This is a genomic window from Tepidicella xavieri (assembly GCF_004363315.1).
Taxonomy (GTDB): domain Bacteria; phylum Pseudomonadota; class Gammaproteobacteria; order Burkholderiales; family Burkholderiaceae_C; genus Tepidicella; species Tepidicella xavieri.
Window position 1 is genome coordinate 18,405 of record NZ_SNYL01000011.1, and the last position, 20,332, is coordinate 38,736.

Annotated in this window: 17 protein-coding genes; 15 read left to right on the forward strand and 2 right to left on the reverse strand. The window is 65.9% G+C overall.

Annotated features, from left to right (window positions below; genetic code table 11):
• Nucleotides 1-70: 70 nt before the first annotated feature.
• The 15 genes from DFR43_RS09745 to DFR43_RS09815 all read left to right on the forward strand — a co-directional run bounded on the left by DFR43_RS09745 (nucleotide 71) and on the right by DFR43_RS09815 (nucleotide 17,846).
• Nucleotides 71-520 (forward strand): PaaI family thioesterase, encoded by a 450-nt coding sequence (locus tag DFR43_RS09745; RefSeq protein WP_425471087.1) that lies wholly within the window; start codon nucleotides 71-73, stop codon nucleotides 518-520.
• A 45-nt stretch (nucleotides 521-565) separates the two neighbouring features.
• Nucleotides 566-1,756: an isovaleryl-CoA dehydrogenase gene (locus DFR43_RS09750; protein WP_133598120.1), complete on the forward strand. Its 1,191-nt coding sequence runs from the start codon at nucleotides 566-568 to the stop codon at nucleotides 1,754-1,756.
• Between the two features lie 8 nt (nucleotides 1,757-1,764).
• Entirely contained in the window at nucleotides 1,765-3,582 is a 1,818-nt protein-coding gene (aceK, locus tag DFR43_RS09755; RefSeq protein WP_133598122.1) for a bifunctional isocitrate dehydrogenase kinase/phosphatase, read from the forward strand.
• Nucleotides 3,579-4,769, forward strand: a complete 1,191-nt coding sequence (locus DFR43_RS09760; RefSeq protein WP_133598124.1) for an acetyl-CoA C-acyltransferase — start codon at nucleotides 3,579-3,581, stop codon at nucleotides 4,767-4,769. The genes aceK and DFR43_RS09760 overlap by 4 nt, the downstream gene beginning before the upstream one ends.
• Before the next feature lie 45 nt (nucleotides 4,770-4,814).
• A complete protein-coding gene (locus DFR43_RS13910) occupies nucleotides 4,815-6,335 on the forward strand; it encodes a methyl-accepting chemotaxis protein (protein ID WP_133598126.1) in 1,521 nt (506 codons plus the stop codon).
• Nucleotides 6,336-6,349: 14 nt separating this feature from the next.
• Nucleotides 6,350-7,477: an acyl-CoA dehydrogenase family protein gene (locus DFR43_RS09770; protein WP_133598128.1), complete on the forward strand. Its 1,128-nt coding sequence runs from the start codon at nucleotides 6,350-6,352 to the stop codon at nucleotides 7,475-7,477.
• A gap of 68 nt (nucleotides 7,478-7,545) precedes the next feature.
• The gene (locus DFR43_RS09775; RefSeq protein WP_133598130.1) at nucleotides 7,546-8,289 is read left to right on the forward strand and encodes a DUF4197 domain-containing protein; all 744 of its coding nucleotides are present in this window, start codon (nucleotides 7,546-7,548) and stop codon (nucleotides 8,287-8,289) included.
• A gap of 3 nt (nucleotides 8,290-8,292) precedes the next feature.
• Complete coding sequence (gene trkA, locus DFR43_RS09780; RefSeq protein ID WP_133598133.1) at nucleotides 8,293-9,684, forward strand: Trk system potassium transporter TrkA; 1,392 nt, start codon at nucleotides 8,293-8,295, stop codon at nucleotides 9,682-9,684.
• Nucleotides 9,685-9,686: 2 nt separating this feature from the next.
• Nucleotides 9,687-11,147 (forward strand): TrkH family potassium uptake protein, encoded by a 1,461-nt coding sequence (locus DFR43_RS09785; protein WP_425471089.1) that lies wholly within the window; start codon nucleotides 9,687-9,689, stop codon nucleotides 11,145-11,147.
• Between the two features lie 5 nt (nucleotides 11,148-11,152).
• Nucleotides 11,153-12,118 carry a bile acid:sodium symporter gene (locus DFR43_RS09790; RefSeq protein WP_133598135.1) on the forward strand — a complete coding sequence of 322 codons (966 nt, stop codon included), beginning with the start codon at nucleotides 11,153-11,155 and terminating at the stop codon, nucleotides 12,116-12,118.
• A gap of 38 nt (nucleotides 12,119-12,156) precedes the next feature.
• A complete protein-coding gene (locus DFR43_RS09795; RefSeq protein ID WP_133598137.1) occupies nucleotides 12,157-14,208 on the forward strand; it encodes a cation:proton antiporter in 2,052 nt (683 codons plus the stop codon).
• A 156-nt stretch (nucleotides 14,209-14,364) separates the two neighbouring features.
• Nucleotides 14,365-14,709 (forward strand): hypothetical protein, encoded by a 345-nt coding sequence (locus DFR43_RS09800; protein WP_133598139.1) that lies wholly within the window; start codon nucleotides 14,365-14,367, stop codon nucleotides 14,707-14,709.
• A 13-nt stretch (nucleotides 14,710-14,722) separates the two neighbouring features.
• The gene (locus tag DFR43_RS09805) at nucleotides 14,723-15,118 is read left to right on the forward strand and encodes a hypothetical protein (RefSeq protein ID WP_133598141.1); all 396 of its coding nucleotides are present in this window, start codon (nucleotides 14,723-14,725) and stop codon (nucleotides 15,116-15,118) included.
• Nucleotides 15,102-16,376 (forward strand): DUF2325 domain-containing protein, encoded by a 1,275-nt coding sequence (locus tag DFR43_RS09810; RefSeq protein ID WP_133598143.1) that lies wholly within the window; start codon nucleotides 15,102-15,104, stop codon nucleotides 16,374-16,376. The genes DFR43_RS09805 and DFR43_RS09810 overlap by 17 nt, the downstream gene beginning before the upstream one ends.
• A 237-nt stretch (nucleotides 16,377-16,613) precedes the next feature.
• Complete coding sequence (locus tag DFR43_RS09815; RefSeq protein WP_133598145.1) at nucleotides 16,614-17,846, forward strand: HD-GYP domain-containing protein; 1,233 nt, start codon at nucleotides 16,614-16,616, stop codon at nucleotides 17,844-17,846.
• Between the two features lie 17 nt (nucleotides 17,847-17,863).
• On the opposite strand, the gene DFR43_RS09820 is transcribed toward DFR43_RS09815, so the two are convergent.
• Both DFR43_RS09820 and DFR43_RS09825 read right to left on the reverse strand, forming a co-directional pair.
• Nucleotides 17,864-19,198 (reverse strand): HD-GYP domain-containing protein, encoded by a 1,335-nt coding sequence (locus DFR43_RS09820; protein WP_164499726.1) that lies wholly within the window; start codon nucleotides 19,196-19,198, stop codon nucleotides 17,864-17,866.
• Between the two features lie 63 nt (nucleotides 19,199-19,261).
• Complete coding sequence (locus DFR43_RS09825; protein WP_133598149.1) at nucleotides 19,262-20,329, reverse strand: AraC family transcriptional regulator; 1,068 nt, start codon at nucleotides 20,327-20,329, stop codon at nucleotides 19,262-19,264.
• Nucleotides 20,330-20,332 lie beyond the last annotated feature (3 nt).

Sequence of the window (20,332 nt, forward strand, 5' to 3'; positions counted from 1 at the left end):
CCGGCAGGTGGTCGGCCGTTTGCGTCATAATTGACGTTTACGTAAACGTCAATAACAGCGGAGACCCCCCATGAACACCATGCCGACGCCCGACCCCGAAGCCCTCTGGACCCGGGTGCAGGCCAGCCTGGCCCGGCAGGGCATGATGCGGCACCTGGGCGTGCGCTTGGTGTCGGTGGCGCCCGGGGAAGTGGTATTGGCCCTGCCGTATGGCGAGCGGGTCACGCAGCAGCAAGGCGGCTTCCATGGGGGTGCCATGGGGGCGCTGGCCGATATTGCCGGCGGCTATGCCGCGCTCACCGTGGCTCCCGAGGGCATGGAGGTCACCACCGTGGAGTACAAAATCAATTTTCTGGCCGCTTTTCATGACGGGGAGCTGCAGGCCCGTGGCCGCGTGCTCCGAGCGGGCAGGCGCATCATCGTGACGGCCGCCACGGTCGAGCACGTGGCCCCCGATGGACGCCGCGCCGACTGCGCCGTGATGCAGCAAACCATCGTGCCGGTGCCGAAAACGTATTGACATCGCCCCCCCTTTTCCACACCCTTCCATACCCAGGAGACCCCCATGAGCACACTGCCCCAACTGCCCGGCCTCGATTTCATGCTGGGCGACGACATCAACGCCCTGCGCGATGCCGTGCGCGACTTTGCCCAGGCCGAAATCGCCCCCCGCGCGGCCGAGATCGACCGCACCGACCAGTTCCCGATGGACCTGTGGCGCAAGATGGGTGATCTGGGCGTGCTGGGCATCACCGTGCCCGAGGCGTACGGCGGTGCCAACATGGGCTATCTGGCGCACATGATTGCGATGGAGGAAATCTCGCGCGCCTCGGCCAGCGTGGGCCTGAGCTACGGCGCGCACTCCAACCTGTGCGTCAACCAGATCAAGCGCAATGGCACCGAGGCGCAAAAGCAAAAATACCTGCCCAAGCTCATCAGTGGCGAGCACGTGGGCGCCCTGGCGATGAGCGAGCCCGGCGCTGGCTCCGACGTGGTGAGCATGAAGCTGCGCGCCGAGGACAAGGGCGGCTACTACCTGCTCAACGGCAGCAAGATGTGGATCACCAACGGCCCGGATGCCGACACGCTGGTGGTCTATGCCAAGACCGAGCCCGAGTTGGGCGCGCGTGGCATCACCGCCTTCCTGATCGAAAAGGGCATGAAGGGCTTCTCGGTGGCGCAAAAACTCGACAAGCTGGGCATGCGCGGCAGCCACACCGGTGAGCTGGTGTTCCAGAACGTCGAGGTGCCGGCCGAGAACATCCTCGGTGGCCTCAACAACGGCGCCAAGGTGCTCATGAGTGGGTTGGACTACGAGCGCGCGGTGCTCGCCGCCGGCCCCATCGGCATCATGCAGGCGGTGATGGACAACGTCATTCCCTACATCCACGACCGCAAGCAGTTTGGCCAGAGCATCGGCGAATTCCAGCTCGTGCAGGGCAAGGTGGCCGACATGTACACCGTGCTGCAGGCCGGGCGCGCTTTCCTCTACACCATCGGCAAGAACCTGGACCGGCTGGGTGCCGAGCACGTGCGCCAGGTGCGCAAGGACTGCGCCAGCGTCATCCTGTGGTGTGCCGAGCAGGCCACCAAGATGGCCGGCGACGGCATCCAACTGTTCGGCGGCAACGGCTACATCAACGAATACCCGCTCGGCCGCCTCTGGCGCGACGCCAAGCTCTATGAGATCGGCGCCGGCACCAGCGAAATCCGCCGCATGCTGATTGGCCGCGAACTGTTCGCCGAGACGATGTAAACCCGGCCATGCTGCCACAGCGCCTGGACTCCACGCTGGCACACGACATCGCCCGCGCGATGATCGACGGCTTCAACCGCCATTACCGGCTGTTCCGCACCGAATCCGCGCGGGCCAAGCACCGCTTCGAAACGCAGGACTGGCACGGCCAGCAGCGGGCCCAGCGCGAGCGCATCGAGTTTTACGACTTGCGCGTCAAGGAATGCGTGACGCGGTTGGAGCGCGAATTCAAGGCGTCGCGGCAGCCCATGGAGGTGTGGCAGCAGGTCAAGCTGTTCTATGTGGGCATGCTGGTGGACCACCGTCAGCCCGAACTGGCCGAGACGTTCTTCAACTCGGTGACCACCAAAATCCTGCACCGCAGCTACTTCCAGAACGACTTCATCTTCGTGCGGCCGGCCATCAGCACCGAATACATCGAGCCGGAGGACCCGCAGTCACACACCACCTACCGGAGCTACTACCCACAAACACTGGACGAGTTGCAGCCCACCCTGCGCCGCATGGTGGAGGATTTCGGGCTGCGCGTGCCCTTCGAAGATTTGGCGCGCGACATCGCGTGCGTGCACGAGGCCCTGCTGCCGCTGTTCGACCACCACAAGCTGCGCGCCAATTTCCAGATCCAGGTGTTGCACAGCCTGTTCTTCCGCAACAAGGGCGCTTATGCGGTGGGCAAGCTCATCAACGGCTTTCAGGAGGTGCCGTTTGCCCTGCCCATCCTGCACAGCCGGGAAGGGCTGCTGCGCATCGATGCGTTGCTGCACGGCGAGGACGATCTGCTCATGATCTTCAGCTTCGCGCGGGCCTATTTCATGGTGGACATGGAGGTGCCCAGCGCCTACGTGCAGTTCCTGCGCAGCCTCATGCCGCGCAAGCCCCGAGCCGAGTTCTACAACGCGCTCGGCCTGGCCAAGCAGGGCAAGACGCTGTTCTACCGCGACTTCCTCTACCACATGCGGCACAGCACGGACAAATTCCGCATCGCCCCCGGCATCAAAGGCATGGTGATGCTGGTGTTCGACCTGCCGAGCTTCCCGTTCGTGTTCAAGGTCATCAAGGACTATTACCCGCCCCAGAAAGACACCACGCGCGAGCAGATCCGCAACAAGTACCTGTTGGTCAAGCAGCACGACCGAGTGGGCCGCATGGCCGATACCCTGGAATTCAGCGGCGTGGGGTTTCCGCGGGAGCGTTTCAGTGACGAGCTGATCGAGGAAATCCAGAAGTTCGCGCCCAGCCAGATCGAAATCGGCGACCGCAACGGCGACGGCAACATCGAGGTCTTCCTCAAGCACGTGTACATCGAGCGGCGCATGATCCCGCTCAACATCTACCTGCAAGAGTGCTTTGACGCCCTGCAGAAAGACCCCGACAACGCCCAGGCGCGGCAACAGATCGAGCACGCCGTCATCGAATACGGCAACGCCATCAAGGATTTGGTGGCGGCCAACATCTTCCCCGGCGACATGCTGTGGAAGAACTTCGGCATCACGCGCCACGGCAAGGTGGTGTTCTACGACTACGACGAGATCGAATACATCACCGACTGCAACTTCCGCCGCGTGCCGCCGCCGCGCGACGAGGACGACGAAATGAGCGGCGAGGTGTGGTACAGCGTCGGCCCGCACGACGTGTTCCCCGAAACCTTCGGCCCCTTCTTGCTCGGCAATCACCGGGTGCGCGAAGTGTTCATGCGCCACCATGCCGATCTGCTGGACGTGGACTTCTGGCAGAGCCACAAAGAACGCATCCTGGCCGGCCACGTGCACGACGTTTTTCCCTATGAGCGCGAAAGGCGCTTTGTCCACCAACGGAGACCTTCATGAGCCTGACCCCCGATTCCATCGTCATCACCGGTGCCGCTCGCACCCCCATGGGCAGCTTCCAGGGCGACTTTGCCAGCCTGGCCGCTCACGACCTGGGAGCGGTGGCCATCGCCGCGGCCGTGCAGCGCGCCGGCATCGCGCCCGATCTCGTCACCGAGGTCATCTTCGGCAACTGCCTCATGGCAGGCCAGGGGCAGGCCCCCGCGCGACAGGCGGCGCTCAAGGCCGGCCTGCCCCAAAGCGCCGGCGCCGTCACCATGAGCAAGATGTGCGGCTCCGGCATGCGCGCGGCCATGTTCGCGCACGACATGCTGCTGGCCGGCAGCCACGAGGTGCTGGTGGCCGGCGGCATGGAGAGCATGACCAACGCGCCCTACTTGCTGCCCAAGGCCCGCGGGGGCTACCGCATCGGGCACGACCGCATCTTCGACCACATGATGCTCGACGGCCTGGAAGACGCCTACCAGCCCGGCCGCAGCATGGGCACGTTTGGGGAAGACTGCGCGGCCAAATACCAGTTCAGCCGCGAGCAGCAGGACGCCTTTGCCACCGAAAGCGTGCGACGCGCCCAGCGCGCCACGGCCGATGGCAGCTTTGCCGCGGAAATCGCCCCGGTGACCGTGAAGGACCGCGCTGGCGATCGGGTGATTGGCACCGACGAAGGGCCGGGCAAGATCAAGCTCGACAAAATCCCGGCGCTCAAGCCCGCCTTCAAGAAGGACGGCACCATCACCGCGGCGTCGAGTTCCAGCATCAACGACGGCGCGGCCGCGCTGGTGATGATGAAGGCTTCCACCGCGGCCAAGCTCGGCAGCCGGCCGCTGGCGCGCATCGTGGCCCACGCCACCCACGCCCAGGCCCCCGAGTGGTTCTCGACCGCGCCGGTCGGCGCGACCGAGAAGGTGCTGACCAAGGCCGGCTGGACGGTGGCCGATGTGGACTTGTGGGAGGTCAACGAGGCCTTTGCCGTGGTGCCCATGGCCCTGATGCACGACCTGAAAGTGCCGCACGACAAGGTCAACGTCAACGGCGGCGCCTGCGCGCTCGGGCACCCCATCGGGGCCAGCGGCGCGCGCATCATGGTCACCCTCATCCACGCGCTGCAGGCCCGCGGCCTCAAGCGCGGCGTGGCCACCTTGTGCATCGGCGGCGGCGAGGCTACCGCCGTGGCGCTGGAACTCCTATGATGGCAGGCTGAAACCCGGCGTGGTGCCGGGCAGGGAGCCGTGTCCATGCGATTTGATACCCGAATCCTTCTGTCGGCCGTGGTGCCGGCCGCGCTGTTCATGCTGGGCCTCATGGCCAGCATCGCGGGGTTGATGTACACCCAGCAGCAGTTTGGCAGCTACGTGGACAACGAGCAACGGATACGCACCGACCTGTCCGAGATATATGCCCAAGGTCTGCAGATGGGGCAGGCCCTGCGCAACGTGGTGCTCAACCCGGCCGACCAGCGCGCCATGGACAACCTTGCCAATGCACGCGCCGCCTACGACCGGGCTTACGACAGCGCGTTGCGCGTGGCGCAGGGCACGCCTTTCGAGCAACCGGTGCGAGGCTTGGCGGCACTGCGTCAAACCCATGCCCAGGCCCAGGAAGCCGTGCTGACCAAGGTGCGGCAGCAGGCCGACGACACGACGGCCACCCTCAGCGGGGTGGAGACGCCGGCCTGGCGCGCGTTGCGCGCCGAGTTGCTGCAACTCATCGAGCAAGCGGGCGTGGCGTCTGACGAGGTCTATGACTCGGTCCATCGCCACGTGGACCGGCTCGTGACCCTGGCCGTGCTGGCTGCGGCGGTGGCCGTGCTCGTGGCTGTGGGGTTCACGCTCTACCTGCTGCGCACGCTCAAGCGGGAACTCGGTGGCGATCCGGCCGAGGCGCGTCATGCGCTGGCCCGCATTGCCGATGGCGATCTGGCCCAAGTGCCGACGCACGACGCCCACCCCGACAGCCTATTGGGCGCCCTGGACCGGATGCAGCAGGCGCTGCGCCGGTTGGTGGGCGAGGTGCGGCATTCGACCGACAGTATCACCAGCGCCAGCGAGGAGATCGCGGTCGGCAGCCAGGATTTGAGCCAGCGCACGGAGCGGACGGCTGCCAATCTGGAGGAAGCGGCCGCCTCCATCACCCAACTCACCGGCATGGTGCGCCAGTCGGCCGATGCGTCGCGTCAGGCCAATCAGTTGGCCGTCTCGGCGGCCGATCTGGCGGCCCGTGGGGGCGAGGAGGTGGGGCAGGTGGTTTCCACCATGAACGAGATCCAGTCCAGTTCCCAGAAGATTGCCCACATCATCGGCGTGATCGACAGCATCGCCTTTCAGACCAATATCCTGGCCCTCAACGCAGCGGTGGAGGCGGCCCGGGCGGGCGAGCAGGGCCGCGGTTTCGCCGTGGTGGCCACGGAAGTGCGGGCGCTGGCCGGACGCAGCGCCGAGGCCGCCCGCGAGATCAAGGCCCTGATCGGGGCCAGCGTTGAACGGGTGGAAGCCGGGTCTTCGCTGGTGGTGCATGCCGGCCAGACCATGGAGCAGATCGTGCACTCGGTGCGCCAGGTGGCCGACCTGATTGGCGAAGTGTCGGCTGCCATGACCGAGCAAAGCGCTGACATCGGCAACGTCAACGGGACGGTCGAACAACTCGACCAGATGACCCAGCAAAATGCCGCGCTGGTGGAGGAGTCCACCGCCGCGGCTCTGAGCCTGCGCGAGCAGGCCCAACACCTCAATCAGTTGGTGAGCGCCTTCAAACTCTAGAAACCGGATAGCCCATGTTGCTGACCCAAGACCAGGAAATGATCCGCGATGCGGTACGCGCCTTCGCCCAGGAAGAACTGTGGCCCCACGCCGCCCGTTGGGACAAGGAACACCACTTTCCCAAAGACGCCCACCGTGGCCTGGCGGCCCTGGGCTGTTATGGCATTTGCGTGCCCGAGCAGTACGGCGGCGCGGGGCTGGACTATCTGACGCTGGCCGTCGTGCTGGAGGAAATCGCCGCAGGCGACGGCGGGGTGAGCACCACCATCAGCGTGACCAACTGCCCGGTCAATGCCATTTTGTTGCGCTATGGGACGGAGGCGCAAAAACGGCGCTGGCTGGTTCCGCTGGCCAAAGGGGAACTGCTCGGAGGCTTTTGCCTGACGGAGCCCCATGTGGGCTCGGACGCATCGGCCTTGCGCACCACCGCCGTGCGCGAGGGCGATCACTACGTGCTCAACGGCGTCAAGCAGTTCATCACCAGCGGCAAGCACGGCGATGTGATGATCGTCATTGCCGTCACCGACAAAGCCGCGGGCAAAAAAGGCATCAGCGCCTTCATCGTGCCCACCGACACACCGGGCTATGTGGTGGCGCGGCTGGAAGATAAGCTGGGCCAGCACAGCAGCGACACGGCGCAAATCCAGTTCGATCAGTGCCGCATCCCGGCCGACAACCGGATTGGCGAGGAAGGCGAAGGCTACAAGATCGCGCTCAGCGCCCTGGAAGGGGGGCGCATCGGCATTGCGGCGCAGAGCGTGGGCATGGCCCGCAGCGCGCTGGAGGTGGCCATTGCCTATGCCAAGGAACGCGAAAGCTTTGGTCAGCCGATCTTCAACCACCAGGCCGTCGGTTTCCGCCTGGCCGAATGCGCAACGCAGTTGGAAGCGGCGCGGCAACTCATCTGGCACGCCGCCAGCCTGCGCGATGCGGGTCGGCCCTGTCTGAAAGAAGCGGCCATGGCCAAGCTCTTTGCCAGCGAGGTGGCCGAGAAAGTCTGCTCCGCCGCCATCCAGACCCTGGGCGGCTATGGTGTGGTGACTGACTTCCCGGTCGAGCGCATCTACCGCGACGTGCGTGTGTGCCAGATTTACGAAGGTACCAGTGACGTGCAGAAGATCCTGATTCAGCGCAGCCTGTAGCAAGCGGCTCCGCGCCGTGCATGGCCAATGGCGCCCTGCTGCGCATCGACGGGCGCATAATTCGGGCTATGTCTCACAGGATCGGCTCCTGCACCGTCGCCCCCCTTGACCGGCATCGCCGAACGGCTTTGGCGTGGCTGGTTGCCGCCGGGGCCGTTGGGGCGTGGTACGGGCACCCTGCACGTGCCCAGGGGCTGGCCAGCCTGAGTGCCGCCGATGCCGCGGCTGGCATGCGCACGGCCCTGGAGCGAGGGGCGGCGGTGGCGGTGGACCTGCTGGGTCGGCCCGATGGGTTCCTGGGCAATCCGAAGGTGCGAATCCCCTTGCCGGGTTTTTTGGAAGATGCAGCCCCGCTGCTGCGCAATGTGGGGCAGGGCCGGCGCGTGGACGAACTCGTCACGGCCATGAACCGGGCGGCGGAGCTGGCCGTGCCGCAGGGCCGAGACATCCTCCTCAACGCCGTGCGCACCATGACGCTGACCGATGCCCGAAACATCCTGACGGGTGGCGACACGGCGGTGACCGATTTCTTTGCCGGGCGCACCCGCGCGTCGCTGACCGAGCGCTTCCTGCCACTGGTGCGCCAGGCCACCGAGCGGGTGGCGTTGGCGCAGAAATACAACGACCTGGCCGGCCGGGCGTCGCGTCTGGGGCTGTTGCCGCCGCAGGATGCGGATTTGCCCCAGTACGTCACGGGCAAGACGCTCGATGGCCTGTACCTGGTGATTGGCGAGGAAGAACGCAAGATCCGGCGCGACCCGGTGGGCACCGGCAGCCAGATCCTGCAAAAAGTGTTTGGCGCTCTCAGGTAACACATGAACATCATCATTCTGGGCGCTGGCCGCGTGGGCGAGAGCGTGGCCGAAAGCCTGGTGTCGGAGCAGAACGACATCACCGTCATCGATCAAGACCCGACACGTCTGCGCGCGCTGGAGGAGCGGCTGGACCTGCGTGGCGTGGTCGGCAACGGCATCCAGCCTTCGGTGCTGCGCGAGGCCGGCGCCAAAGACGCCGACATGGTGATTGCCTGCGCGGCGGCCGACGAGTCCAACCTGGTGGTGTGCAAGGTGGCGCACGACGTGTTCAACGTGCCGACCACCATCGCTCGCATCCGTTCCCCGGAATTCGTCGAGGGCGACGAGCTCATGTCCAAGAACGGCTTCGCGGTCGATCGGGTGATCTGCCCCGAGGAGTCGGTGATGCGCTACATCCATCAGCTCATCGACTACCCCGAGGCCTTGCAGGTGCTGGAATTCGCCGAGGGGCGCGTGTGCCTGATTGCGGTGCGGGCGGCCGCTGGCGGCGCGCTGGTGGGGCACACCATTGGCGAATTCCGCGAGTTGCTGCCGCATGCCGAAATGCGCGTGGTGGCGCTGTACCGGCTCGACACCGAGATGGAGGCGACCAAGAACACCCGCATCCTCCCGGGCGATGAGGTGTTCGTGCTGGCGGCCAGCGATCGCATCCGCCATGTGCTGGCCGCCATCCACAACATCGACAAGCCCGTGCAGCGGGTGATGATTGCCGGCGGCGGCCGGGTGGGCTTGCGCTTGGCGCGCAGCCTGGTGGGCCAGTGCCATGTGAAGCTCATCGAGCACAACGCCAAGCGGTGCGAATACCTGGCCAGCCAGCTGCCCTCCAGCGTGCTGGTGCTCAATGGCGACGCGGTGGACGAAGACCTGCTGATGGAGGAAAACGTTGCCGAGATGGACCTGTTCGTCGCCGTGACCAACGCCGACGAGGACAACATCATGGCGGCCATGCTGGCCAAGCGGTTGGGGGCGCGGCGCGTCATGTCGCTCATCAACCGCCGCGCCTATGCCGACATGATGCAGGGCAGCACCATCGACATCGCGATTTCCCCGGCGCAAACCGTGATTGGCGAGTTGCTGGCGCACATCCGGCGTGGCGATGTGGTGGCGGTGCACAGCCTGCGGCGTGGTGCTGCGGAGGCTCTGGAGGGCATTGCCCGCGGGGATGTGAAGACCTCGCGCCTGGTGGGGCGGCGGATCGAGGAAATCAAGTTGCCTAAGGGCGCCCGGATCGGCGCCATCGTCCGCGGTGAAGGGCGCGCCGCCCAGGTGCTCATGCCCCACCACGACACCCTCATCGAAGCCGACGATCACATCGTCATCTTCATCCCCAACAAACGGCTGGTGCGGGAAGTCGAAAAACTGTTCCAGGTCAGCGCCACCTTCTTTGGATGATGATGCATCTGTTCGGTCCCGCGCTGGCGCTGCTGTCGCGCATCATGATGGCGTTTGCGTTTGCCAATCTGGTGCCGCTGGGCTGGGCCTGGTTCGAGGACGACGAGGCCTTGCGCGCCGTCTGGGGCGCCTCGTTTGGCTTCACGTTCGGCAGCGGCTGGCTGCTGTGGTTGCTGACCCGCGCCCACAACCGGGAGCTCATGGCGCGGGATGGCTTTTTGCTGGTCAATCTGGTGTGGCTGGTGCTGACGGCGTATTCGGCCCTGCCGCTGATGTTCACCGTGCCCGATATCACCTGGAGCAAGGCGTTTTTCGAGACGATGAGCGCGTTGACGGCCACGGGGGCGACGGCGTTGTCCGGCTTGGACCATCTGCCGGTGTCGGTGAATATCTGGCGCTGTTTTCTGCAGCTCATTGGTGGCCTGGGCATCGTGCTGCTGGTGGTGGCGATTTTGCCGTTGCTGGGGCTGGGTGGGGTGCAACTCTACAAGGCCGAAACCCCGGGGCCCATGAAAGACGCCAAGTTCACCCCCCGCATTTCCGAGACGGCCCGTGGCTTGTGGGGCGTGTATTTTCTGTTTTCCGCGGCCTGCCTGCTGGCTTACCGTTGGGCCGGCATGAGTTGGGCCGATGCCTTCATGCACATGTGCACCACCATGGGCTTGGGCGGTTTTTCCTCGCACGATGCCAGCTTTGGGTACTGGAACTCCGCGCAGATCGAGACCGTGGCCATCGTTTTCATGACGCTGGCGGGCATCAGCTTCTTGCGCTACTTCGTGGTGCTGCGTTCCCTGTCGCTGCGGCCTATCACCGGTGATCGGGAAATCCGCTCCTACTTCTTCGTGCTGGCTGGCTCGATCGCTCTCGTCACCCTGATGCTGGCCTGGCACCGCGTGGAGGAAGACTGGCTGGTGGCCTTGCGCACCAGTGCGTTTCATGTGCTCTCGCTGGCCACCACCACGGGTTATGCGTCGGCTGACTATGCCCAGTGGCCGGTGTTCGTCCCGGTCTACCTGATGTTTCTGGGGTGTTTTGTCTCGTGCGCCGGGTCCACGGGCGGCGGGATCAAGATGGTGCGCATGGTATTGCTCATCAAGCAGGCGCGGCGCGAACTGGTGCGTATCATCCACCCGCGCGTGGTCAACCCCGTGACCATGGGAGGGCAGACGATCGCGCCTTCCACCATGACGACCGTGCTCGGCTTCATGCTCATCTACGGCGCGGCCACCATGGGCTTGACCTTTCTGATGCTGCTTTCGGGGCTGGACATCGTCACGGCGTTTTCCTCGGTGGTGGCCACCGTCAACAACATCGGCCCAGGCTTGGGCGAAGTGGGGCCGTCGAGCAACTATGGCAGCCTCAATGCCTTTCAGTTGTCGGTGCTGAGCTTTGCCATGCTGCTCGGGCGGCTGGAACTGCTGACGGTGCTGGTGCTGTTCACGGGGCATTTCTGGAGGCGATGAGGGGCATGTCGCGCCTGGCGCTGGAACGTCACCAGGTCTGGTGTTACCTGTTGGGCATTGCCGCCGGCCTCGCGGTCGGGACGGCATGGCCCGGCGCCGCCGGGGTGATGGAAGCCTGGCTGTGGCCAGTCATCGGCCTGCTGCTGTTTGCCACTTTTTTTCAAATCCCGCTGCTGCATTTGCGTGCCGCTTGGCGCGATGGGCGGTTTGCCCAGGCGGTGCTGGTGGGCAATTTCGTGGGTGTGCCGCTGCTGGTGTGGGCGCTGGTGGTGGGTTGGGGGCTCGAAGGCCCCGTGCAGCTGGGCGTGCTGCTGGTGTTGCTGGTGCCTTGCACCGACTGGTTCATCACGTTCAGCCAACTGGGCCGCGGTGACGTGCCGCGTGCCATTGCCGTCACGCCGTTGAATCTGGTGCTGCAATTGCTGCTGCTGCCGGTGTACCTGTGGCTCATGGCGGATACAGGCAGTCTGGCGCGCTGGCGTGTCGGTGATCTGTTGGCCGCCCTGCTGTTGGTGCTGGGCCCGCTGGCGCTGGCCGCCTTGGCCGAACGCTGGGTGGAGCGCCGGCCTGCCCGCGGGCACTGGCGCGAAAAGGCCGCCTGGTGGCCCGTGCCTTTGTTGACGCTGGTGGTTTTTTTGATCGCCGGCGCGCAGGTGGGCGCTGTCAGCGGCGCCTGGCAGGACGTGTCTGCGGCGGTGCTGTTGTTCGTGGCATTCCTGGCGCTGATGCTGGGGCTGGCCTGGGGGCTGGCCCGCTGGTACTGCCTCCCCCCAGCGCAGGGCCGAACCCTGGCCTTCAGCCTGGGGACGCGCAACTCCTTCGTCGTGCTGCCCATTGCCCTGACGCTGCCCGGCGGCTGGGAGGTGGCGGCGGTGGTCATCGTCGCGCAGTCGCTGGTGGAACTGTTTGGGATGGTGTTTTACGTGTGGGTCGTTCCCAGATACCTGTTCCCTGACGCTGGGGGCCACTGACAGTATGATGCCATCCACCGGATTTGGTGCATTGCAGCATGCTTGACGTCTTACAGATTTCAGACCCCGTCGCGGTTTTCGCGCTGGTGGCCTTCCTGATCTTGCTGGCGCCCATCGTGATGGGCCGCTGGCAACTGCCCGGCACGATCGGCCTGTTGCTCGCCGGGGCCGTGCTTGGGCCCAACGGGCTGGGCGTGCTCGCGCGCGATCAGTCCTTCGTGCTGTTCGGCACCGTGGGGCTGCTGTACATCATGTTCACCGCCGCGCTCGAAATCGACATGGTGGTGCTCAAGCGTTCCAAGTTCCACAGCATCGTGTTCGGGCTGTGTACCTTTGCCATTCCTCAAGGCTTGGGCACGCTGGTGGGACATTACGTGCTCGGCTTTTCCTGGCCGGCGGCGATTTTGCTGGCCTCGCTGTTTGCCTCACACACCTTGCTGGCCTATCCGATTGCCAGCCGTCTGGGCATTGCGCGCAATACCGCGGTCACCACGGCGGTGGGCGGCACCATCATCACCGACACGCTGGCGCTGCTGGTGCTGGCGGTGATTGCCGGGCTGACACGGGGGGAGGTGGACGAATACTTCTGGTACCGGCTGGGGGCCAGCCTCGGGTTGTATGTGTTTGCCATCCTCTACGGGCTGCCCAAGCTGGCGCGCTGGTTTTTCCGGCACGTCGGGCGCGACGGGGTCACCGAGTTCGTGTTCGTGCTTGCGGTGGTGTTCGGCTGCGCCAGCCTGTCGCACGCGGCGGGCTCCGAGCCCATCGTGGGGGCCTTCTTGGCCGGCTTGGCGCTGAACCGCCTCATTCCCCACAACAGCACGCTGATGAACCGCATCCAGTTCACCGGCGAGGCGATTTTCGTGCCGTTCTTTCTGCTGTCGGTGGGCATGTTGCTGGACGTTCGCGTGTTTCTGGCGGATGGGCGGGCCTTGCTCATCACCACGGCCATGGTGGCGACGGTGACGGTGAGCAAATGGCTGGCTGCCCGGCTGAGCAGTTTGCTGCTGGGGTATAGCCCGGCGCAAGCCCGGGTGGTGTTTGGCTTGAGCGTGGCGCAGGCCGCGGCCACGCTGGCGGCCACCGTGGTGGGCTACGAGATCGGCCTGTTCGATGATGCGGTGGTCAACGGCGCCATCGTCATGATTTTGGTGACTTGCGTGATCGCGCCCTGGCAGGTGGACCGTTATGGACGCCTGGTGGCGCAGGACAGTGCCGACGCGCCCGTGCTGGCGCCCACGGAGCGACAGCGCATCCTGACGGCCCTGTCGGAACGCTCGCCTTCGCGCCACTTGCTCGATCTGGCGCTGATGCTGCGCAAGCCCGACCATGAGCAGCCGATCTACCCGATCACCGTGGTGCAGGACAACGGCAACACCACGCCCCAGGTGGCCGGGGCCGAGCAGGTGCTCAGCGACGCGGTCAGCTACCTGTCGCAGGCCGAGGTGCCAGCCTCGCCCCTGACCCGCATCGACCTCAACCTGGCCTCTGGCATCTTGAAGGCGCGGCGGGAGCTCAACGCCACCGAAGTGGTGATGGGCTGGAGCGAGCAGAGCCGGGCGCCCGAGTTCTTCTTCGGTTCGCTGATGGAGAACCTGCTGCGGGATCGCGATTTCTCCTTGGTGGTGCTGCGCCCGCGCGAGCCCTTGAACACGACGCGCCGCCTGTTGCTCGCCATCCCGCCGGAGGCGGATCTGGAGCCTGGCTTTCAGGCCGGGGTCGGGCTCATCAAGCGGCTGTCGCATCAGCTCAGCGCGCCGGTCATGGTGTTGACCGAAGAGGAGGGGGCGCAGCGCATCTTCAAGCGGCTGCGCGCCATCAAGCCCGACTGCGATCTGGTGCCCGGCAAGCTGCCGCGCTGGGCGGGGTTGCGCCGTGTGCTGCAAGAGCACTACCGCGACGGCGACCTGATCGTCCTGCTGGGCGCCCGCCAGGGCGGCCTGGCCTGGAAGCCGGTGATGACCCGCCTGCCCGAGGACTTGGCCGACACCTTCCCGAAAGCCAACCTGCTGGTGGTGTACGCCGGCGAGCCGGATCGGGAAAACACCTTGTCCATCGTCAATCCGGAGCCCGCCACGCGCATGGCGTAAGGATTGGGGCCGCCAAGTTGCCGCTGGATAGCGGTGCCGCGTGTGTCGATCCGAAATATCAATCCGGAGCGGGGTTGGGGTTGCGATATTCAATCTCCCTGCCTTTGAATAAAAACGATTCTCATTTATGATTTGGGTGTCACTCAGGAGATACCCATGCCCTCTTTGCCCCATCCCCATGACGATCACGACGGTTACGACATGCCGTGTGCGGAGGCCATGCTGGCCGCCACCCTGGCATTGATGACGGGGCATGCCCAGAGCGGGTGCCATCGGCATCGCGCTTTGATGGCGAAGAAGGTGACGTCTCACTTGTTCTTTCTGTCCCGTCACCCGGTGATGAGCGACAACTTTCGCGCGGTCATGGCGCGGATGCACGGCTTGTGGCGCGCGCTGGCCGAGGCCGATGTCGATGCTGCGCCCAGTGTGTGCGATGGCCTGGCGCCCGACACTGTCGAAAGGGAAGCGCCTTGGGGCGGTCGGTCTCATCCCTTGCACTGAAATGAGGCAAGCGATGGACGAGAACCTGGTGCTGGCCAGACACCTTGGGCGCGTGCAGCAGCGCATGACGCACGCCGTCGGCGCCATGGCCGCGCGCATCGAGAAGTTGGAGCAGGAAGTGGTGCGTTTGCGGGCGCAATGCGTGTTGGCGCGCACCGCCTGGGCGTGGGGGCTGCCGGGCTGGGGCGGCGGTGGATGGCCGCGGCGGCCAAGCGCCCCTCAGCGGGCTGGGGCCAAGCATGCGGTGTCGCCATGGCGCGAGGCCGAGCAGGTGGTTTGCCAGACGGGCTGCGTCGGGCATGCCCATGTCTGGCTGCAAGACGACGGCTCCTGCCGCCGCCACGGCACGCCCTGCGAACGTGTGGTCAAGCATGAGTTGACGGTGACGGCCAATGTGTCTGCCGCGTAAGCCAACGGCGGTGTTCCCGGCGGCCTGGTTTGAGCCGCCAGAGCGGCCTCTGGCCATCGACGTGAGCGCCGTAACACCGACCAGCGAAGCCCCCAAGCGTCGCCGCCGTTTGTGGGAGCTCAGCCCCAGTGCGGCCTGCCCAGTGTTGGGGGTGTGCCTGCCACTGGACGTTCAGCGCCGCTTGATGTCCAAATGCGGGATCGATGTGCAAGACCGCAGCGAGTATGAGGTCCATCAAATCGCGGTGACCGAGTGCCGGCGTCGATCGGCGCTGGCCGAGCACGTGGAGCGCTGGCTGGATGAGCGTTTTGGCAGTGTCGTGCGGCGCTTGAAAGCGGTGCAGGACGAGGGCGAGCTCACGCAGCGCTGGCGGCAGGCGCGCCAGGGGCCGGGCTGGCCGGCCACGATGTGGGCGGTGCTCACGCACTCGGCTTGTCGCCTTCCGCTGGAAAACGAGGTGTTGGGCGATGTGCACATGATGCAGCACCAAGTGGGCATGGTGACCCGGGTGGAGCAGCAACGCTGGGAGGCGCTGCAACACAAGTTGGAGCGCAGTCAGGCCGAAGCGAAGCATTGGCAGGCCCGCTGGCAGGAGGCCCAGCGCGAAGCGCAGCGCCGGCTGGAGCTTGCGCAGAAAGAGGAGCTGGCGTTGCGCGGCCAAGTGGCTGCGCTCCAAGCCCAGTGCGTGGCCTTGCAGCAGCGCTTGCAGCAGGGAGGCTGCCTGGATGTGCAAGCCAGTGAGCGCTTGCAGGCCGAGGTGCGGCAGTTGAGGGAGGAGAACCAGAGCCTAAGACGCATGCTCCGGGCCGCAGAAAGACAGCAAGCCAAAGAAGCGCCGGAGCGCGAGGCGGAACCGATTGAAGTACCTTCGGCCGACGAGGCCGAACCGTTGAGGCAGGGATGGGTGATCATGGGCCCGCAAGTCGTGCAGGGGGTGCCGAAGCGCGTCGCATGCGTGGGGGGGAGGGCGGCTCAGTTGCCGGCATATCGAGCGGTGGTGGAGGCCCATGGCTTGGAGTTGTTGCACCATGACGGCGGCGATGAGGACAGCATCAACCAATTGCCTGCCACACTGGCCGCCGCGGACTTGGTGATTTGCCAGGTGGGGTGCGTGAGCCACAATGCTTATTGGCGGGTGAAAGACCATTGCAAGCGCCAGGGCAAGCCTTGCGTGTTCGTGGAAAGTGCCAGCCGCAGCGCGTTGGAGCGGGCCATGAGCCGCGTCATCGAGGCGTGGCCGCGCTCAGCCGCTGCTTGAGGGCAGGTGGCGTCGGGGGAACTGGGCCAGGGGCAGCCCAGCGCCCGGTGTGTCACAAGGGCCGGTCGTGCGCCCTTGGCGGTTGCAGGCGGCAAGGCGCAGGCACGCGAGGCGTCTGCGTCGGGCGGCTCGGGCGAGTGTCTCAGCGGCACAGACCCAAGGATTTGCCCTGTTATGCCACCCAGGGTAGTCGCATAGAATGGCTTGAGACTCCGCAAGGAAGCGTTGGGTGCCACCATGTTGAAAAAAATCGCCGTGCAGGATGTGCGCCTGGGCATGTACATCCACGCCTTTGCCGGCTCCTGGCTCGATCACCCTTTCTGGCGCTCCAAATTCCTGCTCGAAGACCCGGCCGATCTGCAACTGGTGCGGCAAAGCGCGGTGCGCGAGGTCTGGATCGATGTGAGCAAGGGGGCGGATGCGGCGGCCGAGGCCATGCCGGTGGCGCAGGTGGCCTCTGCCGAGCAGGTGGAGGAGGCGTTGCGCCAAGACCGCGCCGTCGAGCGGTCGCTGGAACCCACGTCCACTGCATCGGAGCTGATGCGGGCGGCAGCCATCTGCAAGAGTGCCAAGCACGCCATCACCTCGATGTTCACCGATGCCCGCATGGGCAAGGCGATCGATCAGGCCGTGGCGCGCCAGGTGGCCGAAGACATCGCCGATTCGGTCATCCGCAATGGCAATGCTCTCATCAGCCTGGCGCGCCTGAAGACGGCGGACGACTACACCTATATGCATTCGGTGGCCGTGTGTGCCCTCATGGTGGCGTTGGCCCGGCGGCTGGGTCTGCCGGATGAGGAGGTGCGGGCGGCGGGGTTTGCCGGGCTGCTGCACGATCTGGGCAAGATGGATGTGCCGCTGGAAGTCCTCAACAAACCCGGGCGGCTCACCGACGAGGAGTTCGAGCTGGTGCGCCAGCACCCGGCCAAGGGCCACGAGCGCCTGCTGGCCGCCGGCATTCACCACGAACAGGCGCTGGAGGTGTGTCTGCACCACCACGAAAAGCTGGACGGCACGGGCTATCCGCACCGGCTCGCCGGCCCGCAGGTCAGCCTGATGGCGCGCATGGGCGCGGTTTGTGACGTGTACGACGCGATCACCTCGAACCGCCCCTACAAAGCGGGGTGGGACCCGGCGGAGTCGCTCGCGCGCATGGCCCAATGGGTCAACAGCCACCTGGATGGCCGGGTGTTCCAAGCGTTCGTGCGCAGCCTGGGGGTGTATCCTGTCGGGTCTTTGGTGCTGCTGAGCAATGGCAAGTTGGCGGTGGTGGTGGACCAGTCCCGCGGTTCGTTGCTCAAGCCGATCGTCAAGACGGTGTTTTCCGTCAACAGTTATGAGCGGGTGGTGCCGGAGTTGATCGACTTGTCGAGCCCGAGCTGCCGCCACACGATCGTCAAGCGGGAAGATCCGGCCAAGTGGCGCATCAGCGGATTGGATGAAATCTGGGCGGGCTCGCTCGCGGCCTGAACCCGTCCCCCCTCGCCTCAATGGTGGGCGGGCATCGGGTCGGCGGGGGTGGAGCCGGCAAGGTGCCCATGAACCCGCTGGTGCAAGGCCTCGACTTGATCCAGCCAGGTTTGCAGCGCATCGGGGTATTGCCCCTGCCGTCCAGCCGCCCAGCGCCGGCGAGCCTGGCGCGAGATGGCTCGCAACTGCCAGACGGCTTCTCGGGCCAGCAGCGACAACTCCTTGTGCAGCAGCGGATCGGCGTCCACGGCGTCCAGGTGGGCGAGCTGTTCTGGGGTGGCCCCAGCCTCGGCCAGCGTGCGCAGCAGTTCGTCGATCAGCCCACTGACCGCGACCAGGCCCTCTTGACGGGCCGGGGTCAAGTCGGTACACGAAGGACAGCCGCGTGGCCATTGTTGCAGGACGCGGTGTGCATCTTGCAGCACGGCGTCCGGGCGTTCCAGCACCGGCACGCTGTCGCTGCGAGGGTCTTGGGCTGGGTCCAGCACGGCGAGCACGCGCTGGATCAGCGGGCGGGCATAGCGGTGCATGTTCATGCGCAGCAATACACTCAGCCGCAATTCGCCACCGTCGTCGTGGCCGCTGATCATGGCCACCACCAAGTCGGCCAGGGCCAGTTGCTGCCCCATGAGGCTGATCTGGCGGCCGCGCAGCCCACGCGGATAACCCGAGCCATTGAGGTATTCGTGATGCTCCATTACCGCACGCACCACCTCCTGGGGATAGACGTGGTGGCGCTCCACCAGCAGTCGGCTGACGAGGGGGTGGCTGTAGAGCTCGCGCCGTTGTTCCCGGGTGAGTTCGATCTTGGGCTGCGTGAGCACCGGGTTGAGGTGCAGCATCCCCAGGTCGTGCAGCAGGCCGGCGGCGGCGGCCATCGCGATGTCGAATTGGGGGCGCAGGGGTTCGTCGGCCATCCAGGCCATGAGCCAGGCGCTGCGCAAGGCATGTTCGTAGAGCGCAGGTCGGGCTTCGCGCGCGATGGTCAACTGCAGCGCAATCGCCTGGGGCAGAGGGATGCTTTCGATGATGTCGAGCAGGCGGTCCAGTTTCGTTGACTCTGGCACCAGCCGAGCGTAGAACGCCTCGAAGGCCAGCAACATTTCGATGCCCTGGCGAATCGCCCGACCGTCCACCATGCCCTCGATGGCCAGCGAATCCTCCAGCGGGCGGCTGAGCTGATGGGCCATCAGCCGGTCGTACAGGCCGGCATGGATGGCGGCCCCTTTGTCCAGCACCTTCATGCCCTGGGTGTTGTAGATGGCTTCCCGGGCCGTGACCGGCCTCGTGTCCGCGCAATCGATCACGGCGCGAGCCAGGTGGGCGGTGGGTGAGGGCAGGGTCTCATTCATGTGCATGGTTTCCTCGGCCATGCCCTGTCATGATGGGCAATAAGCATTGTGGCACAAGCCCGTTCAGCCCCGGGCAGGGTTGACGCCTTGGCGACGGTAGGCCGCCGGGGTCAGCCCGGTCCAATGGCGGAAGGCGCGGATGAAGCTTTTTTCGTTCTGAAACCCGACCGCTTCGGCCACTTGCTTGACGGGTTTGTGGGTGCGCAGCAGCAGCTCGCTGGCGCGTTCGCGGCGCACGGTGTCTTTGAGGTGTTGCAGCGTCGTGCCCTGTTCGTGCAGCTGACGGTGCAGGGTGCGTGCCGACATGTGCAACAGGGCCGCCAGGCCCTCGGCGCTGTGGGTGTGCTGTGGCCGGGTGAGCAGCCATTGCCGCGCGCGTTCGACCAGCAGCCGGTCGCGTCGGTAGGGCTGCACCATCAGCGGCAGGGCGTGTTGCAGCATGTGGGTCAGCGCCTGTTCGTCGCGGCGCAGGGGTTGTTGCAGGTAGCGGGCATCGAAACGCAGCCGTGTGGCGGGCGCGTGGAAGTGTGCCGGCTCCGGCGTGGGGAAAAGCAGGGCATAGGCCGGCCGGTAAGGGGGCGGCGCATGGGCGAAGGCGGCCGCGAGCAAAGGGATGCGTGAATCGATCAACCAGCTGCCCAGGCCCATGATGTTGCGCAGCATCGACACCAGGCAAAACTCACGCACCGGCCCCAGGTCGCGGTGCTCGTCGATCACGACATCCACCAGCCCGTCATGGCTGTCCAGCCGCAGGGTGATGTCGTCGGTCAGCAGCCCGTGGTGGCGGCACCAGCGCTTGAGGGCCACGCCCAAGGTGGGGGCGCTGATGGAAGCGCGTGCCAGCATGCCATAGCTGCCCCAGGGCAGGCGGCGTGAAAACCAGCCCAGCGCCTCGTCGTCGAGCTCACGCATCGCGTACCCCGACAGGCGCTCCATCTGGGTGGCCGTGATTCGGGCGGTCGGGTCTGCCAGTTGTTCCGGCGCGATCTGTGCCTGCGCCAACGCGCCCGAGGGGTCCATGCGCCGTTGGGTGTAGGCCCAGACGATGGCGCGCGCGAAGGCCATGGGCGTGTGCGCCCTGGGGGGGCGGCGGCGGGCGGCGGGGGGCGGCGTGACGGCGCGGGACGGCATGGC

Coding starts and splice junctions, on each gene's coding strand:
- DFR43_RS09800 (WP_133598139.1), top strand. CDS start 14,365: ATGCCCTCTTTGCCCCATCCCCATGACGATCACGACGGTTACGACATG.
- DFR43_RS13910 (WP_133598126.1), top strand. CDS start 4,815: ATGCGATTTGATACCCGAATCCTTCTGTCGGCCGTGGTGCCGGCCGCG.
- DFR43_RS09760 (WP_133598124.1), top strand. CDS start 3,579: ATGAGCCTGACCCCCGATTCCATCGTCATCACCGGTGCCGCTCGCACC.
- trkA (WP_133598133.1), top strand. CDS start 8,293: ATGAACATCATCATTCTGGGCGCTGGCCGCGTGGGCGAGAGCGTGGCC.
- DFR43_RS09795 (WP_133598137.1), top strand. CDS start 12,157: ATGCTTGACGTCTTACAGATTTCAGACCCCGTCGCGGTTTTCGCGCTG.
- DFR43_RS09825 (WP_133598149.1), bottom strand. CDS start 20,329: ATGCCGTCCCGCGCCGTCACGCCGCCCCCCGCCGCCCGCCGCCGCCCC.
- aceK (WP_133598122.1), top strand. CDS start 1,765: ATGCTGCCACAGCGCCTGGACTCCACGCTGGCACACGACATCGCCCGC.
- DFR43_RS09820 (WP_164499726.1), bottom strand. CDS start 19,198: ATGAATGAGACCCTGCCCTCACCCACCGCCCACCTGGCTCGCGCCGTG.
- DFR43_RS09790 (WP_133598135.1), top strand. CDS start 11,153: ATGTCGCGCCTGGCGCTGGAACGTCACCAGGTCTGGTGTTACCTGTTG.
- DFR43_RS09745 (WP_425471087.1), top strand. CDS start 71: ATGAACACCATGCCGACGCCCGACCCCGAAGCCCTCTGGACCCGGGTG.
- DFR43_RS09785 (WP_425471089.1), top strand. CDS start 9,687: ATGCATCTGTTCGGTCCCGCGCTGGCGCTGCTGTCGCGCATCATGATG.
- DFR43_RS09805 (WP_133598141.1), top strand. CDS start 14,723: ATGGACGAGAACCTGGTGCTGGCCAGACACCTTGGGCGCGTGCAGCAG.
- DFR43_RS09775 (WP_133598130.1), top strand. CDS start 7,546: ATGTCTCACAGGATCGGCTCCTGCACCGTCGCCCCCCTTGACCGGCAT.
- DFR43_RS09810 (WP_133598143.1), top strand. CDS start 15,102: ATGTGTCTGCCGCGTAAGCCAACGGCGGTGTTCCCGGCGGCCTGGTTT.
- DFR43_RS09750 (WP_133598120.1), top strand. CDS start 566: ATGAGCACACTGCCCCAACTGCCCGGCCTCGATTTCATGCTGGGCGAC.
- DFR43_RS09770 (WP_133598128.1), top strand. CDS start 6,350: ATGTTGCTGACCCAAGACCAGGAAATGATCCGCGATGCGGTACGCGCC.
- DFR43_RS09815 (WP_133598145.1), top strand. CDS start 16,614: ATGTTGAAAAAAATCGCCGTGCAGGATGTGCGCCTGGGCATGTACATC.